The sequence below is a fragment of the Ignatzschineria cameli genome (assembly GCF_003121895.1).
Taxonomy (GTDB): Bacteria; Pseudomonadota; Gammaproteobacteria; order Cardiobacteriales; family Wohlfahrtiimonadaceae; genus Ignatzschineria; species Ignatzschineria cameli.
The window spans coordinates 102,998-117,823 of sequence record NZ_QEWW01000004.1 but is presented as its reverse complement, the minus strand read 5'-3'; the positions used below and the strand labels follow the sequence as shown (position 1 = coordinate 117,823).

The following is a 14,826-nucleotide window of genomic DNA, read 5'->3' as shown; positions in this document are numbered from 1 at the left end:
CTATGAATATGTTTAGAGTTGATACAGGTATTTTTGAATGCAACAAGATCAGCAAATAGTAAAAATTAAGGTAAGGATCGGTTCAGATCCTTATCGTTTAATTCAGAGTATCCAAGGTTTATCGCCGGAAGATGTCGATCGATATATCGAAGAGCAAGCAAGAAAGATCGCATATAACGATGCGGTGAAAGAGATCAACAATCAGCCTCACAGAGGAACAATCTATGATGCAAAAGTAAGGATGAGAAGAGTCAATTCATCTGCCAAAGAGCGACTGCCGGGAAGATTGAGGCAACTATCGAAATACAGAATCAAAGTTCATCGAATGATCGAATTAGGCGATGGAATAGTCGAGATAGCAGGGGAGCGTTTATGAGTAAGAGGGTTTTAAGGAGTGATTCTAGATATCCAAAGCTTTTAGCGACCTATATGAACACAAAAGCGGGCCAGGCATTTGCGTTAAGTGTGATGAGTCAGCTAGTAGATGGGTTTGAGGTTGATTCAAAGGGCAGAATTGAAACGGTTCATATCGATGATACACAGTCGATCAAGTTAGATATGGAGTAAAGAGTGAATAGGCAAGAAATCAAGGCGCTCATTCAAAGCGTAATAGACGATCCAAAGTACATCAACACCGCCACAGAAATACTATCTATCGAAATACAGGAGGTAAAGCTACCGGATCTACGCAAGTGGTTACTAGATGGCAATGTACCGTGCATGATTCGATTAGAAGGCTGCCAGCACTATGGAGATCAACGCGCCCACGTAAGAATTGCCGGTAATACGGGCACAGGATTTAAAGCTCCAGATCCAATCTTTGCATGGTCCTGTTCAAGTTGTCACCAAAAGACCGAAAGTGACCCAGCCATGAGGGTTCATTTGATGGATGGGGTTGCGCGTACTCTGTTTTTATTAACTAAATCACTACCGATTGTATGCGCGAATGATGCGACAAGAAAGAAAACCAATAAGGGGATGGCGTGACAAAGAAGATCTACGACATAGTACCAGTGCCAAAGCCCAGAATGACACGCGCAGATAAATGGAAAAAGAGACCAGCAACAGCGCGTTATTGGGCGTTTAAAAATGAAGTGAAGTTACGTGGCATAAATGTCCCAGAAATGGGAACTCACATCACTTTTGTAATGCCAATGCCGGCAAGTTGGAGCAAGAAAAAAAGAGCTGAACATTTAGGTGAGGCGCACCAACAAAAGCCAGACGTAGATAACCTAACAAAAGCGCTATTAGATGCAATCTATGAAGATGACGCGCACGTATGGGATATCAGAACAACGAAGATCTGGGGCGAAGTAGGAAGAATAATCATTGAGGGAATGGAGAGTAATGAGTAGAAAGGATCTAAATCAAGCAAGAGCAGTATTAGAAGCTTGGGCGCGTTGGTCGCTTGATAGTAATGGTTTTCCAAGCGAAAGCCCGCTTGCGCGTATTGGTGAGATGCGTAGTGAGGCAGATGGATCTCGTTTACCGGACGGTATTGAGCAAGATCAATTAGCTCAAGATGCAACATTTGTATTCTTAGCAATGCGCAATGATCCAAATAATAAGATGAGTTTAAAGCATCGGAAGGTCTTACAGGAGTTTTATCTTGAGCGGAAGGAAGGTGAAAGCGTCGGAAGTATATGTCAAAGATTAGATAAGTTTTCACCAAAAGAATATACGGCAGCACTGAATGAGTTTGCACATAAGCTTGATATGTTCTATCTCCTAAAAGATATAACTTCACTTGAGAAAAAGATGGGGAGAAAGAGGGCGTAATAAACTTGCATTGAAGTACTTTGAAATGTATGATTTTATATAAGTTAGTCTTATTGACTTCAAAGCTCGCTGAATAGGCGGGCTTTTTTGTTGATTTAACTCAAGTAGATTAAACAGTATACGCATATCATATATAATCATTCTATAATTTATTTTATATATATAGAGTGATATTCAAATGGAAGTTAATTATAAAGAAAGATATGAAATTTTAATAAATTTACGGAAATCATTTGATGTTATTATCAAAAAAATTGAAGCAGATGATTATACAAATTTCCTTAACGGAATCAGTAAATATATGGAAGTTAAAGATCCAGATGCATTTATAAAAGAAATAGTAGTAAGTACTAGGTGGATATTACAAGTGTTATTTGCTGAAGCTGATAAAAGCAAATCTTGGATTTCTAGCTATAGCGAGCATGGAGTTATTAAACTAATTGGAAAGTTAACTATTTTATTGAATTTAATTGAAAATTTATCGAAATTTGAGTTTGTTTTAGGGGAAGATAAGAAAAATGTCATGAATAATTATCGACGCACTAATTTATTGGATTTAATGACAAATATATTGAACTACATTCAAAGCATCAAATTTGATATGTTATTTTCTGATAATTTTACTTTACAAATAAATGCTCCGAAAGATTTTAGACGTACTATGCAGGCCATTGAGGAAATTCATTCGGACTCTAAGAAAATAGAACTTCAAAAGCAAGAAGCAGAGAAGCTTCTTTCAGACATGAAGCTTATAGCTGATGCCGCTACTAGGGAGGGGTTAACAAAATCATTCAAATTGAGTGTAGACAGCTTGACAAAAAAAATACGTTGGCTAGATATTATCAATTACGTCAGTCTAGTAGCTATGGGGATAATGTCATATTTTATTTTTGATAGCGTTATCGGTGACGAGTCTCTAAAGATGTATGGTAGATTTCTAATGATAACCCCCTTGATATTTCTGTCTTGGTTTGTCAGCAAGCGGAGCCAATTTTTATACCAAATAAAAGAAGAGTACTCTTATAAATACGCAACGGCTCTTGCGTATGAAGGCTATAAAGAAGAAATTGAAAAGTACTGGGATAGTAGAGATGGCAATAGTAAAATGAGGGATAGATTGATGGAAATGACAATAGATAATTTGGCTAGAAGTCCATTAGAGCAGTTTGATAAAAATTTAGACCATGCGCCATATGTGCAAATTCTCAAGGAGTTGAGAAAATAAGATTGTATGTGGATCAGTAGGTTAACCTTTAATAAAGGTTATTCTATGATGGTGTAACGACATTTGAAGATATGAGTGTCATAAATTCAGCTAACCTAACACAAAGGTTGGATATATAGTAATCATAGATAATCTCAAAAATAAGATCTTTAAGTTGTTTATCTAAATCAGTCATGCGATTTATATCTGTACTACAGGTTGGGTCATAAACGAATTTTATATAGAAAGTAAAAGCTCCTTAATCGGAGCTTTTTTATTGGGGATAATAATATGAATATACCTACACTAAACCTTGCATGTGATATAGGCACATTAGAATCAGATCTTAAAATTCTTCAGAGAACCCCTCAGTTGATTGAGCATCATTTCGGCGGATTTGATACTTTCTTTAAGTTCATCGGCATTCACTTTGAATTGGAATCCGCAGACGGGACACTCGAGTGTAGGGTTCTTCTTAAGGTTTCCGATAGTTTCCGAGATTTTATGAGAGCAGTCAGGGCAGGGAATTTCAATAGGCATATCATTTAAGTTCAACATAACAGTTTCCTTATAATATTTAATGAGTTGTAGGAAATTCAGATTAGCATATTAAAAGGAAATGATTGTCTTGCTAGCGTAACTAGCACTAAGTTTAGATAAGAACGCTTTGGCGGTCTTTTTTTATGGGTGAAAGAAAATGAATGCAGGAGTAGTAGGCGGGGCTGCGAAAGTGGTATCCGAAAATCAATTAAATTTCCCATGGATTAAATGGGGGATGAAAGAGGTTGGGGTTAAGCGAACAGGTATTGGTGCCGGTAATCCACGAATTATTGAATATTGGAAGATGTTCAGAATGAGTGGAATAAAGAACGAAAGAATCTCCTGGTGTTCTGCATTTGTAGGTGCAGCACTTGAAGCTAGTGGGATTAATACGAATTCAAAAGATAAGTCGATATATCAGAAGCGAACAAAAGATAGCTCGCAGTATTGGTTGCATTGGGATGGTGGTGAAAAGGTAAGCCCTTGCTACGGCTGTATTGCGGTAATGACAAGATCCGGTGGCGGACATGTTGGGTTCTTAGTTGGTGAAGATGGGGATAATTGGGTACTACTTGGTGGTAATCAAGGATCAGCAGTATCAATCGCTAAGTTCCCAAAATCTCGCTTTATTGGATATGTAATGCCGAAGGGGTATAAGTCGCTTAAGCCTATTCCAAGTTTAAAAGCAGATGGAGAGGCTAATTTGCAATGACCAAAGAGCTATTAAGAATGCTTCAAAGTAGATCAAGTGATGGGAAGCTTCGGCTTGATCTCAATAAAACGACTCTCTTTATGACATCTGTTGCCGGCATCTTATTAACGACTTATGCGGTGATCGTTCAAGCGAGTTTTGCTGAGGCGTTGTTTATCACGATGATTGGTGCCGGTGCAGGTACAACAATATCGAAGGGCGTTGTCGATACAATGCAAAAGAGAAAAGATCATGAATAAGGTCTTATCAGTATTAGTAACAGTTATGAGCGCTATAGGCGCTTTTTTAATGCTCTTAATTCGGCAGAAGAATCGAGAGCTTGAGAAGAAAGATGACGAAATCAAACAACATAAATCAAAAGCAGAGCAACAACAATTTATTGCTGAGCAAGAAACAGAAACAAAGAATGCTACAAGTAGCATCAGTAGCGCTTCTGAGTCTGATATTGACAGCATGCTCGAGCAAACTGGTTCATACCGAGATTGATTACCGTGCTATTAATTGTGCAGGTTGGAAGAAGGTGTTGGTTGATCGAGATGATGTCTTGAGTAAAGCAACTAAGGAAGATGTAGTCTCTCATAATTCACGTTACGTTAAGTATTGCGAGGGATTGTAATGGTAAAACTTGCAAGCTTAATAGAGAAATTCCCAAAGACATGGAAGGGCGCGATTATCACGACGTGGATCTTAGTTGTGACTGGTGCAGTGACATTGGTTGCAACAAGCAATCCAGTGCAAACATCAGTTGCTAGACTTATTGATATGCGTAATTTGCAGTCCCAGTTTTGTCCTGAACAATTTTTGCAAGAGTCTGAACGTCTTGTTGAAAGCTTAGGTGCGAAGAGTGTAGTTGTATGGGCAACAGACATCAGCGGTAATCAAGCAGCTAAGACAGTGATGTTTGCTTACGACTCAGAAGGTGGAGAGCATACTACTGAATCATGGATAGGTAAATCTGCACCACTTTATGCTAGTGAACGCAATCGATTGGAGATGACATATCTATTAGAAGGCCATGTTACCTGCAGTGAGTTCACTGCTCATTCCGAAATAGAACGCCGGATCAGTGAGACCGATGGTATTACTCATGTATGCTCTGTTCCGGTACCACCAACCAGTGGGAATATGATCGGTGTGATTAGTGTGTACTTTGATCACGCGCAAGAAGCAACGAGCGCGGTTCGATTAGATTTACGCAAAGCATCAAGGGGTATTGTGCATGAGTAGTTATATAGAGTTAGAACCATTTTTTGATGATCAGGGCGTTCTTCTTGTTCGCGATAAGATCACGAAAAAGGTTGTACATAATCTAAAAGCGGTATCAGTATCGAATGATGTTGAGACTAAGCCATATAAGATTTTGGATATTAAAGTTGCATCTGTGGGGAAGATTGAATGCAATGTCAAGTAGGAAGATGGTGGCGCGCTTGGTATTCGACAAGAAGATGGCGTGAGATGCGCAAGCGATTATTGCAGAGAAAACCTTACTGTCTTTATTGCAAGAAGAGAGAAGGGCGGATAGTTAAAGCGACGGTTGCGGATCATATTATTCCGCATAAGGGCAATCCTGCATTGTTTTGGGATGAAAATAACCTGCAATCGCTGTGTAAGCAGTGTCATGACAGCGATAAAGCTCGAGAAGAATCCGGCGGTAATGCCAAGATAAGATTTGGTGCGGATGGTTATCCGATTCAGGTACCCGGGGGGGAGTGATTCTATTTTTGCGAATGCTCTTCTGTTTACCGCCCCCCTACCTTTTCTTTATTGCTTTGGACATTTTGCCTCACGCGTGCGCGCGCATGTGTGCTTTATTTGTTTGTATTTGTCAAGGGTTTTTTATGAGTAAAATTGATACTGCTACCGGTGCTATCAATGCATTTGAGCAAGCTAACAAAATTCATAGCCCGCCAGATTTTATAAAACTATCAGATTTTGATATGCACTTTTGGCGAGCGATTATGAACTCGAAAGCATACGAAACGTGGACTGAGTTTGATTTAATTCAAGCAGCTAATCTTGCAATCTCTCAAGCTACAATTCAGAAGTTAACAGAAGAGATTAAAGCGGAAGGAGTTTTAGTAAAAAAAGAAGGAACGAATACGACAATTCCAAATCCAAAGATTGATGCAAAAATAAAAGAGGTAGATTTATCTATTCGATTATCACGCATTATTCATGTACATGCCGAAGCGACAGGAGGCAGAGCCAAAGATGCGCGAGGAAAAAATAGAAGCGTAAGAGATGCTCGAAATGTGATGACGGGAGGATCTCCTCTACTTGCAGGAGGATTGCCACTGAATGATTGAACCACGTTATATTGAGTTGCCAGAGCATATCCTCAGAGCAATCAAGAGTGGTCCTGTTCCCAAAGTAAGAAATTGGCGAGAGTTGGAGTTTCATCAGCTGACAAGAGCCGAGCGAATGTGCGCTTTTATAGAGAATCATTGTGTAATTCCAGAGGGGAAATTAGCAGGTCAGCCGGCAAAGTTATCGCTCTTTCAAGAAGCTTTTATCTATGCTGTTTACGATAATCCATATCAAACAACTGAAGCGATTTTATCCATAGCCCGAAAGAACGGGAAAACCGGGCTAATCGCTTTTTTAATGCTTGGTCATATTGTAGGACCAGAGGCGAAAATCAATTCACGCGTGATCTCTGGTGCCATGAGTAGGGAGCAAGCTTCCGAAGTCTATCGTGCAGCAGCTAACTGCGCTGAATTATCTGATGATCTTCGTTCTTTGGTGAGGGCGACACCTTCACAAAAATCACTACTCGGACTTCCTGTGAATGCTGAATATAAAGCAATCAGCGCGGAGGGAAAGACGGCACATGGTAATAACCCTGTTTTAACAATTATTGATGAAGCAGGACAGATAAAGGGAAATACTTCAGAGTTCATTGAAGCGATTACGACTGCAGGAGGTGCTTATGATGATCCTCTGCGAATCACAATTAGTACTCAGTCTGAAACAGATCATGATTATTTCTCTCTCGATATTGATGATGCGATAGAGCATCAGCCGGTAGACAAGGTTTGTCACTTATATGAGGCTGAGAAAGATTGTGATCTACTCGATGAAGAGCAATGGCTCTATGCAAATCCAGCGTTGGGTGAGTTTAAAGATATCAATTATTTGAGAGCAGAAGCAGATAAAGCCTCCCGCTCTCCAAGATTGGCCAATACCTTTCGGAGATATCAACTTAATCAAAGGATTGTATCGAATGATGCATTTATACAAGCTGATGAATGGAAGCTGTGCAATGCAAAGCCCGCTGTTCTTGATAAAGAAAAGATGAGGATATTTGGGGGATTCGACTTATCCCAAAATACAGACCTGACATCTTTTGTACTGATTGGAATTGGTGAAGAAGTAGAGGTTTATCCCTATTTTTGGATGCCTAATCACAAGATTGAAGAGCGAGATAAGACCGATAGGGCACCTTACCTTTTTTGGCGTGATGAAGGTTTCATTATGACAACGCCGGGAGCAACGGTGGATTATGACTTTGTTGCCTATCAGTTGATTGAAATCCTAGAAGATCATGGGCTTTGGTTTAGTGATTTAAAGATAGGTTTTGATAGATGGCGATTTGTATTCTTTAAACGAGCATTGATGGAAGCCGGCATTACTGAAGCAGAAATTGATGAGTGCTTTATTGAATATGGGCAGGGGTTCAAGGACATGGACCCCGCTTTAAAAAAAATGACCGAGTACATCCTAAACCACAAAATTAATCATGGAGATAATCCTGTTTTAAATATGTGCTCATTTAATGCGGTATCGGTAGAGGATGCTGCAGGAAATATTAAGTTAGAAAAACGAAAAGCAACAGGGAGAATCGATGGAATTCAGGCTTTTGGTATGGCAATTGGGGCATCTTTAAAAGAGCCTGAAGAAGTCAAGAAAGAGCCAGAATTATTCTTTATATAAGGAAGGAAATAATGAACAAAGATCCGAAAGATATGTTGAATAAGAATAATAGAGCTTATTCGGTCGTATCTGTTAAAAATTTTGAGGATAAAGATGACTTCTTTATTTTCTCAGGAATAGCGACAACACCCAAAACAGATCGTCATGGTGATGTTGTTGAGCCGAAAGGCATTGAATTTGAAAACCCAGTTCCTCTGCTTTGGCAACATCGACATGCTGAACCTGTAGGCCACGTTTACTTTGAAGAGGCTACAGATGAGGGGGTAAAGTTTACCGCTAAAATCCCCTATATAAAGGAAGATGGTGAACTGAAGAAGCGGGTGGATGAAGCGATTCACTCTATCAAATATGGACTGGTTCGCTGTTTATCTATTGGTTTTAGAACATTGAAATATGCATGGATCGATGAAACTTACGGCATGCATATTCAAGAATGGGAATGTTATGAGTTATCACTAGTGACGATACCTGCTAACTCAGACGCAATTATCACTGAGATTAAGAGACTGGATCTACAGCAAAGGGCGTTACCTATCAAAATTGATCCTACTCGCAAATCGGTCGGCGCTTCGACCAAGAAGAAAAAAGTTATTAAAATTTATTAAAAGGAAATAATGATATGTTTACAAAACACATTAAAGGGCTCGAAGCTGCCAAGAAAAAAGCTCAAGATGAAAAAGCAGCTATTTTGCAAAAATCTGCTGATGAAGGAATGTCTCTTTCAGAGCAAGATGTTGCAGAGCTACAAGAGTTAGATGACACCATCAAAAGCCTAGATGTAGATCTACGATATTATCGTGCAGCAAGTACTGAAGATAAAGATACAGCTACTCCTGTTGAAGGGAATACTGAAAAATCAGGACATAATTCACGTCAAGGGCAAACCAGTGTTCGTGTTATAACACCAGAGTTAGAGAAAGGCGTAATGTTTGCGCGTTTAGTTAAAACACTCGCGCGAGCAAAAGGATCAGCCTCAGATGCTATTATCTTTGCAGAAAATGATGCGAAGAAAACAAATGACAATCGCCTCCTTAATCTTGTAAAAGCAGCTGTTGCTCCGGCAACAACGCAAAATACAGAATGGGCAGGGGCTTTAACAGAAGGGAAAGAAGCATCTAAAGAGTTCATTGAGCTTCTATTGCCTGAAACGATTCTTGGTAAATTTGGAACGAATGGGATTCCTAGTTTGCGCGAGATCCCATTCAATGTCTTAGTGCCAGGGCAAAGTCTTGGAGGCTCTGCTACATGGGTGGGGGAAGGAAAGGCCGCATCTGTAACCACGGCAGGATTCTTTAATACGAAGCTTGATCGCATGAAATTATCTGCGATTTCAGTATTAACTGAAGAGATGATTTTAGATAGTTCTCCTGCAGCGGATATTTTGGTAAGAGATACTTTGATTGCTGCAATCTCAAGTCGAATTGATAAAGATTTTATTGATCCGACAAAGACAGAATCAGCGCGCCTATCTCCAGCATCAATTACAAATAAGGGCGTTGCAATTGAAAGCGTTGGGAATAACTCTGCAGCAATTAAGCGTGATGCGGTAGCAATGCATGCGCCATTTATTAAAGCTAATATTCCTACTGATAGATTAGTGTGGTTGATGGGTTCATCTACGGCATTAACTCTGTCACTCATGACAACACAATCAGGTGCTCCTGCATTCCCTGGAATGACACCAGGAGGTGGTTTCTTCTTAGGGAAACCGGTTATTGTGAGTAGCAATATTGGAAAGATGCTTATTCTTGCTGATGCAGCCAGTATCTTAATTGCGAAAGATGATGATATTAGTGTGAAGTATAGCCAGGAAGCGAATATCAAAATGAGTTCAGATCCTGAAAATGACTCTGGAGCAGAGTCTGTCAGCATGTTCCAGAATGATATGGTCGCTATCAAGACGGATCAATATATCAACTGGTCATTGGCGCGTAGTGGTAGTGTCTCCTATATCAAAGAAGTGAACTGGACCTTCGATGATGGTGAGCCGGGAAAGTAGATAACCCAGAATTTAATACGCCAACCGATGATGGCATTAATGCAACTCAGGCAGCGCGAGATTTTGCGCGAGAGAATGGCGTTGACCTTAATGAAATCACAGGTACAGGTTCTGGGGGAAGTATTACGAAGCCGGATGTTGAGAAGTATCTTGCTGATAAAGATCAAGGATAACAAATAGCCCCGAAAGGGGCTTTTTTAATGGGGTGAGAATGTTTAGTTTTTTTAAACGAAATAGAAAAAAGGAACTTAAATCTGCCGGGGATGGTAATTGGCGACCGATGATTATCGGTGATCTATTCTCTGGTGGTTTGCGACAGGGCCGAGAATTAAAAAACGAGGAACTCTTAACTCATTATGCCGTTTTTTCTTGTTTGTCATTAATATCTCAAGATATTGCAAAGTTACCTTTTATATTTGTAAAACGAAATAGTAGTAATGTTCTTCAACGTGTTGAAAGTCCTCATTTAACAGCATTGAGAAAGCCTAACTATTATCAAAACCATATCCAGTTTAAAGAAGCATGGATGTTTTCAAAGTTAATGTATGGAAATACCTATGTTCTAATTGTTAAAAATAGATCTGGAAAAACCATCGGATATCATATTCTTGATCCGAAGTCAGTGACGCCTTACGTATCTGATAGTGGTTCTGTTTACTATAAATTAGCGAAAGATAAGCTTGCAGGCATAGATGAGGTAATGGTGCCGGCGAGCGAGATTATTCATGATCGATTTAACTGTTTATTTCATCCTCTAGTTGGTATCTCTCCGCTCTATGCAGCAAAAGCATCAGTGGATCAAGGGTTAAAGATTCAAGAAAACAGTTCAACATTCTTTGGAAATAAAGCCGTTCCGAGTGGATTGTTAACAGCCCCCGGAAGCATTAGCGATGATACGGCCAAAAGGATGAAAAAACATTGGGAAAGCAATTACTCAGGTAATGGCGCAGGTAAAGTTGCTGTTTTGGGAGATGGGTTGAAGTTTGAGCCGATGGCGATGACTGCTCTTGATTCTCAGCTTATTGAACAACTGAAGTTAACTGCAGAAGTTGTTTGTGCATTATTTAAAGTGAACCCTTATCTTGCGGGAATATCAGATAAGAGACCGCAAGAGACCGTTGAAGGAATCTATTTAGAGTATCTACAGAAAACACTACATTTTCACATTGAATCAATGGAAGCAGTTCTTGATGATTCTCATAATTTAGATGGTGTGACTGAGTCAATTGATTTGGATACCACTAATTTATTAAGAATGGATACTTTAAATCGCTATAAATCCCATAGCGAAGCATTAAAAGCTGCATTTAAAACGATTAATGAGGTTCGTGCTGAGGAGGGATTAGATCCTGTAACGGGAGGTAGCACACCTTATCTACAGCAACAAAACTACTCATTGGAAGCGCTCTCAAAAAGAGATGCAAAGGATGATCCTTTCTCTAAAAGTGAGAAGAGTCCTAAATCAGATGAGATAGAAGATATAGAAAAAGCATTAATAGAAGGGCTTATAGAGGGGTTTAAATTGAATGGATGAGTTAAGAAATCAGCTTTTAGAAACTATTAAATCTTTTATTAATGAACGACTGGAATCCTTAGAGTTAAAAGTTAAATCATTAGAAAATGAAAATGTTCAGTTACGAAAGACGTTAGCATCGCTTCCTACGAAGGCTATTAATGGCATTGATGGTAAGCCAGGGAAAGATGGCCAAAATGGCAAGGATGGCCAGAACGGTAAAGATGGAAAAGATTTCGATCAGCAAATTGCGAAAGAGATGCTAGAGCTGATGTTTGAGCCCTATAAAATCAAGTTGGCCAATCTTAAAGATGGAAAAGATGGGCGTGATGGTAAGGATGGGCAAGATGGTCAAAACGGCAAGGATGGAGCATCTGCTTACGACATTGCCGTTAAATATGGTTTTAAAGGAACTGAGCTTGAGTTTGCTCAAAAGCAGTTTGGGAAGGATGGAAAAGATGGCCAAGATGGTAAAGATGGATTAAATGGTGCTGATGGTGTTCCCGGAAAATCAGCATATGAAATTGCAGTAGATCATGGCTTTAAAGGAACTCAGCTTGAATTCGCTCAAAAGCAGTTTGGAAAAGATGGCAAAGACGGACAAAATGGTAAGGATGGTCGTGACGGGAAAGATGGAGTCGGTTTTGATGATCTTAAAGTCGAATTCGATGGCGAGCGCACGGTTTCACTCAAATTTGTAGCGGAAGGAAATACGAAATCTTATGAGTTTTCTATTCCTGCGATGATATACAAAGGCGTTTATAAAGACGCTCAAAACTATCAAATTGGGGATACTGTCACTGATAATGGAAGTCTTTGGACATGCCTTAAAGCAACTAGTGAACGCCCCATTTCAGCAGAAAAAGGTTATTGGCAATTAGCCGTCAAACATGGACGCCAAGGAGATAAAGGACTTCCCGGCATGAGTGCTTATGATTTAGCCGTAAAAAATGGCTTCAAAGGCTCTGAGAAAGAGTATTTAGCAGGGATTAGAAGAGGAATCGGATCATGATGTTAATAACATTAGAGGAAGCGAAGCATCAATGCTATGTCGATCATGATTTTGATGATGAGTTGATTACCCTCTATATCAAAGCAGCAAGCAGTGCAGTAGCCAATTATATTAAGCGAGACGATCTAACACTAGAGAATGCCCCGATAGAGGCTAAATATGCCGTTCTAGCTTATGTGGCGAAGATGTATAAAGATCGTGATAACGATGAAAACCAAGATTATTCCCACGGTATGCTCCCCAATTTTGTAACGGCAATTCTTTATCCCCTTCGTGAACCAACGGTACAGTAGGAGGGAATATGAGCGGATTAAAAGCAGGAGATCTACGGCATCGTATTACTATCGAAGCCCCAGAAGTTATTGATGGTCCATATCGGGAAGAGGTCTGGAAAGTATATCGTGAGAATGTGGCAGCAAAGGTCACATTTCTAAGCACAAAAGAGATTGTAGCCAGTGGTGCTGAATTATCAGAAGTGAAGGCTCGAATACAAGTGAGATACGACAAGAGCATTAATGCAAAGATGCGTATTAAGTTTAGAGATGAGCTTTACGAGATCGAGGGCGTGATGCCGGACAATGAAAGTGGATTACAGTGGATGACGGTCTTTGTGACTCGGGGTGTTACCGATTTTTAAGCTCATAAGAGTAAATAATGAATAATTTAGGTATTTACCTATAATAATAGGTAATTTAAAACTATTAATAACAGGATTAGAAATGAGCTCAAAAACTAAAGATATAATTTTGCGTGCTTTCAGGATTAGTATTGGAGATACGAAGGTCAGTAATGCAGTAAATATTTTTGATGATTTAAAAGTTAAGCTAGGTGGCTTTGAATCTTCCTCTGACCGATGCATGATCTTGAATCCAACGGATCCCAATAATGAGAAGGATTTAATCTCAGACTACCATGAAGTGATAATTCCTAAGAGTTTTTTTTGTACAATGTTAAGGATAGTTCCAGGGGAGGATGCGCAGCATATTCCGGATGAATTACTTGAGCAAAAGAAATTTTCTATGGATGAGGTTGAGGAGTTGCAAGAGTCGCATAATTTGCCCAATCTGTGCAAGGAGAGCTTTTATTTTTCTACCTGTGGACATTATTTAGTAACAAACCTCAGGGGAAATAAAACGATAAAAGATCTACAGACATATCTATCTTGGTTACTCGGCAATGATCTTTTGATATTGACTCCAATGGTAAATATCCCAGATGATATTCCAATGCAGGATATTAGTAATATTACGTTTAGCGATGGCTATATAGATTCTTCTTTTGAGGGAGAGGTAGTGAAAACACAATCATCCCAAACTAGGAGTTTTAACCTCAAGAATATGGCTGCAAGTATTATCGACGATCTTTTTGGCGATACCCAAGATTTATCTGATATTGACTTAGAAAGAATCATAGAGGCTAACTTAATAGTTAAGTGGAGTAAGCCGAAAGATATGAGTAAGGAAGAATATGAGAAAGTAATGGGCGCCATGATTAAGCCTGTTGCTGATTTAGAGGGCATGACGATTAAGCCAAAGAAGGGTAGACTAATAAGAGGTGAAGAAATTCCTAAAACTAAAGTAGTTAAGGTGGCACATACATCTTCAGGTAAAATAGTTGAAATGGGACTGCAACAGGAGATGAGTAAATTCTTAAATGAATTAAATCAATCTAAATAAGAGATGAATAGAAAGTTTTGGTATGTTTTATTGATAGCATTGATTATATCAATACCCCTATCTTTTTTTATTAAGATAGGGGAAGGTGCTTTGCTGTCTACAATATTTACCATTAATGGGATTATGTTTTCGATAGGGCTTGGGATTGTTAGCAACTTTAACCTACAGGGGATTAGGAGATGGGATTACATAGCAACTATTAGAAAAAATATTAATTTGGTAAGAAATTCCTTCATTAGTTTCTTTTCTGTATCATCATTTAGTTTTATACTTGTGAATCTCCTTTCAGATGATGTTTTTTATCATTATGATAGGTTTAATTTGACTCTCGATTTGAAGGATATACTGACAATATTTTCACTGTTTGTAATGGTGTATTCTATAATTTATTTCATATATAATTTTATTAAAATACAAGATTTGAGTCAGAGTATTTTTGACAGAATATTAGAAGAAGA

The 14,826-nt window shown here is 39.0% G+C and carries 22 protein-coding genes; all 22 read left to right on the top strand.

Annotated features, from left to right (window positions below; genetic code table 11):
- Nucleotides 1-37: 37 nt before the first annotated feature.
- The 22 genes from DC077_RS07270 to DC077_RS07160 all read left to right on the top strand — a co-directional run bounded on the left by DC077_RS07270 (nt 38) and on the right by DC077_RS07160 (nt 14,368).
- Complete coding sequence (locus DC077_RS07270) at nt 38-376, top strand: hypothetical protein (protein ID WP_109201845.1); 339 nt, start codon at nt 38-40, stop codon at nt 374-376.
- Nucleotides 373-567: a hypothetical protein gene (locus DC077_RS07265; RefSeq protein WP_109201844.1), complete on the top strand. Its 195-nt coding sequence runs from the start codon at nt 373-375 to the stop codon at nt 565-567. Before DC077_RS07270 ends, DC077_RS07265 begins: the two co-directional genes overlap by 4 nt.
- Before the next feature lie 3 nt (nt 568-570).
- Nucleotides 571-987 carry a DUF1364 family protein gene (locus DC077_RS07260; protein WP_109201843.1) on the top strand — a complete coding sequence of 139 codons (417 nt, stop codon included), beginning with the start codon at nt 571-573 and terminating at the stop codon, nt 985-987.
- A gap of 41 nt (nt 988-1,028) precedes the next feature.
- On the top strand, nt 1,029-1,355 hold the full coding sequence (locus DC077_RS07255; protein WP_109201907.1) for a RusA family crossover junction endodeoxyribonuclease: 327 nt from the start codon (nt 1,029-1,031) through the stop codon (nt 1,353-1,355).
- Nucleotides 1,348-1,779, top strand: a complete 432-nt coding sequence (locus DC077_RS07250) for a hypothetical protein (protein WP_109201842.1) — start codon at nt 1,348-1,350, stop codon at nt 1,777-1,779. The genes DC077_RS07255 and DC077_RS07250 overlap by 8 nt, the downstream gene beginning before the upstream one ends.
- Nucleotides 1,780-1,957: 178 nt before the next feature.
- A complete protein-coding gene (locus DC077_RS07245; protein ID WP_109201841.1) occupies nt 1,958-3,004 on the top strand; it encodes a hypothetical protein in 1,047 nt (348 codons plus the stop codon).
- Nucleotides 3,005-3,680: 676 nt separating this feature from the next.
- Complete coding sequence (locus DC077_RS07235) at nt 3,681-4,235, top strand: TIGR02594 family protein (protein WP_109201839.1); 555 nt, start codon at nt 3,681-3,683, stop codon at nt 4,233-4,235.
- Between the two features lie 17 nt (nt 4,236-4,252).
- The gene (locus DC077_RS07230; RefSeq protein WP_157953509.1) at nt 4,253-4,474 is read left to right on the top strand and encodes a DUF2644 domain-containing protein; all 222 of its coding nucleotides are present in this window, start codon (nt 4,253-4,255) and stop codon (nt 4,472-4,474) included.
- The gene (locus DC077_RS07225; RefSeq protein WP_109201837.1) at nt 4,467-4,721 is read left to right on the top strand and encodes a DUF2681 domain-containing protein; all 255 of its coding nucleotides are present in this window, start codon (nt 4,467-4,469) and stop codon (nt 4,719-4,721) included. The genes DC077_RS07230 and DC077_RS07225 overlap by 8 nt, the downstream gene beginning before the upstream one ends.
- 129 nt (nt 4,722-4,850) lie before the next feature.
- A complete protein-coding gene (locus tag DC077_RS07220) occupies nt 4,851-5,462 on the top strand; it encodes a hypothetical protein (protein WP_109201836.1) in 612 nt (203 codons plus the stop codon).
- On the top strand, nt 5,455-5,646 hold the full coding sequence (locus DC077_RS07215; RefSeq protein ID WP_109201835.1) for a hypothetical protein: 192 nt from the start codon (nt 5,455-5,457) through the stop codon (nt 5,644-5,646). Before DC077_RS07220 ends, DC077_RS07215 begins: the two co-directional genes overlap by 8 nt.
- Nucleotides 5,647-5,690: 44 nt before the next feature.
- The gene (locus DC077_RS07210; protein ID WP_239990356.1) at nt 5,691-5,948 is read left to right on the top strand and encodes an HNH endonuclease signature motif containing protein; all 258 of its coding nucleotides are present in this window, start codon (nt 5,691-5,693) and stop codon (nt 5,946-5,948) included.
- Between the two features lie 125 nt (nt 5,949-6,073).
- Nucleotides 6,074-6,541: a hypothetical protein gene (locus DC077_RS07205; RefSeq protein WP_109201833.1), complete on the top strand. Its 468-nt coding sequence runs from the start codon at nt 6,074-6,076 to the stop codon at nt 6,539-6,541.
- Nucleotides 6,534-8,168, top strand: coding sequence for a terminase large subunit (locus tag DC077_RS07200; RefSeq protein WP_239990355.1), 1,635 nt, complete (start codon nt 6,534-6,536; stop codon nt 8,166-8,168). Before DC077_RS07205 ends, DC077_RS07200 begins: the two co-directional genes overlap by 8 nt.
- 11 nt (nt 8,169-8,179) lie before the next feature.
- Complete coding sequence (locus tag DC077_RS07195; protein WP_109201832.1) at nt 8,180-8,773, top strand: HK97 family phage prohead protease; 594 nt, start codon at nt 8,180-8,182, stop codon at nt 8,771-8,773.
- 14 nt (nt 8,774-8,787) lie between these two features.
- On the top strand, nt 8,788-10,167 hold the full coding sequence (locus DC077_RS07190) for a phage major capsid protein (protein WP_109201831.1): 1,380 nt from the start codon (nt 8,788-8,790) through the stop codon (nt 10,165-10,167).
- Nucleotides 10,168-10,202: 35 nt separating this feature from the next.
- Nucleotides 10,203-10,340: an E3 binding domain-containing protein gene (locus DC077_RS11135; RefSeq protein ID WP_109201905.1), complete on the top strand. Its 138-nt coding sequence runs from the start codon at nt 10,203-10,205 to the stop codon at nt 10,338-10,340.
- Between the two features lie 38 nt (nt 10,341-10,378).
- Nucleotides 10,379-11,701 carry a phage portal protein gene (locus DC077_RS07180; protein WP_109201830.1) on the top strand — a complete coding sequence of 441 codons (1,323 nt, stop codon included), beginning with the start codon at nt 10,379-10,381 and terminating at the stop codon, nt 11,699-11,701.
- Nucleotides 11,694-12,692, top strand: coding sequence for a hypothetical protein (locus DC077_RS11040; RefSeq protein WP_239990354.1), 999 nt, complete (start codon nt 11,694-11,696; stop codon nt 12,690-12,692). The genes DC077_RS07180 and DC077_RS11040 overlap by 8 nt, the downstream gene beginning before the upstream one ends.
- The gene (locus DC077_RS07170) at nt 12,689-12,985 is read left to right on the top strand and encodes a head-tail connector protein (RefSeq protein ID WP_109201829.1); all 297 of its coding nucleotides are present in this window, start codon (nt 12,689-12,691) and stop codon (nt 12,983-12,985) included. Before DC077_RS11040 ends, DC077_RS07170 begins: the two co-directional genes overlap by 4 nt.
- Before the next feature lie 8 nt (nt 12,986-12,993).
- Entirely contained in the window at nt 12,994-13,329 is a 336-nt protein-coding gene (locus DC077_RS07165) for a phage head closure protein (protein ID WP_109201828.1), read from the top strand.
- Between the two features lie 82 nt (nt 13,330-13,411).
- Nucleotides 13,412-14,368 carry a hypothetical protein gene (locus tag DC077_RS07160; protein WP_109201827.1) on the top strand — a complete coding sequence of 319 codons (957 nt, stop codon included), beginning with the start codon at nt 13,412-13,414 and terminating at the stop codon, nt 14,366-14,368.
- Nucleotides 14,369-14,826 lie beyond the last annotated feature (458 nt).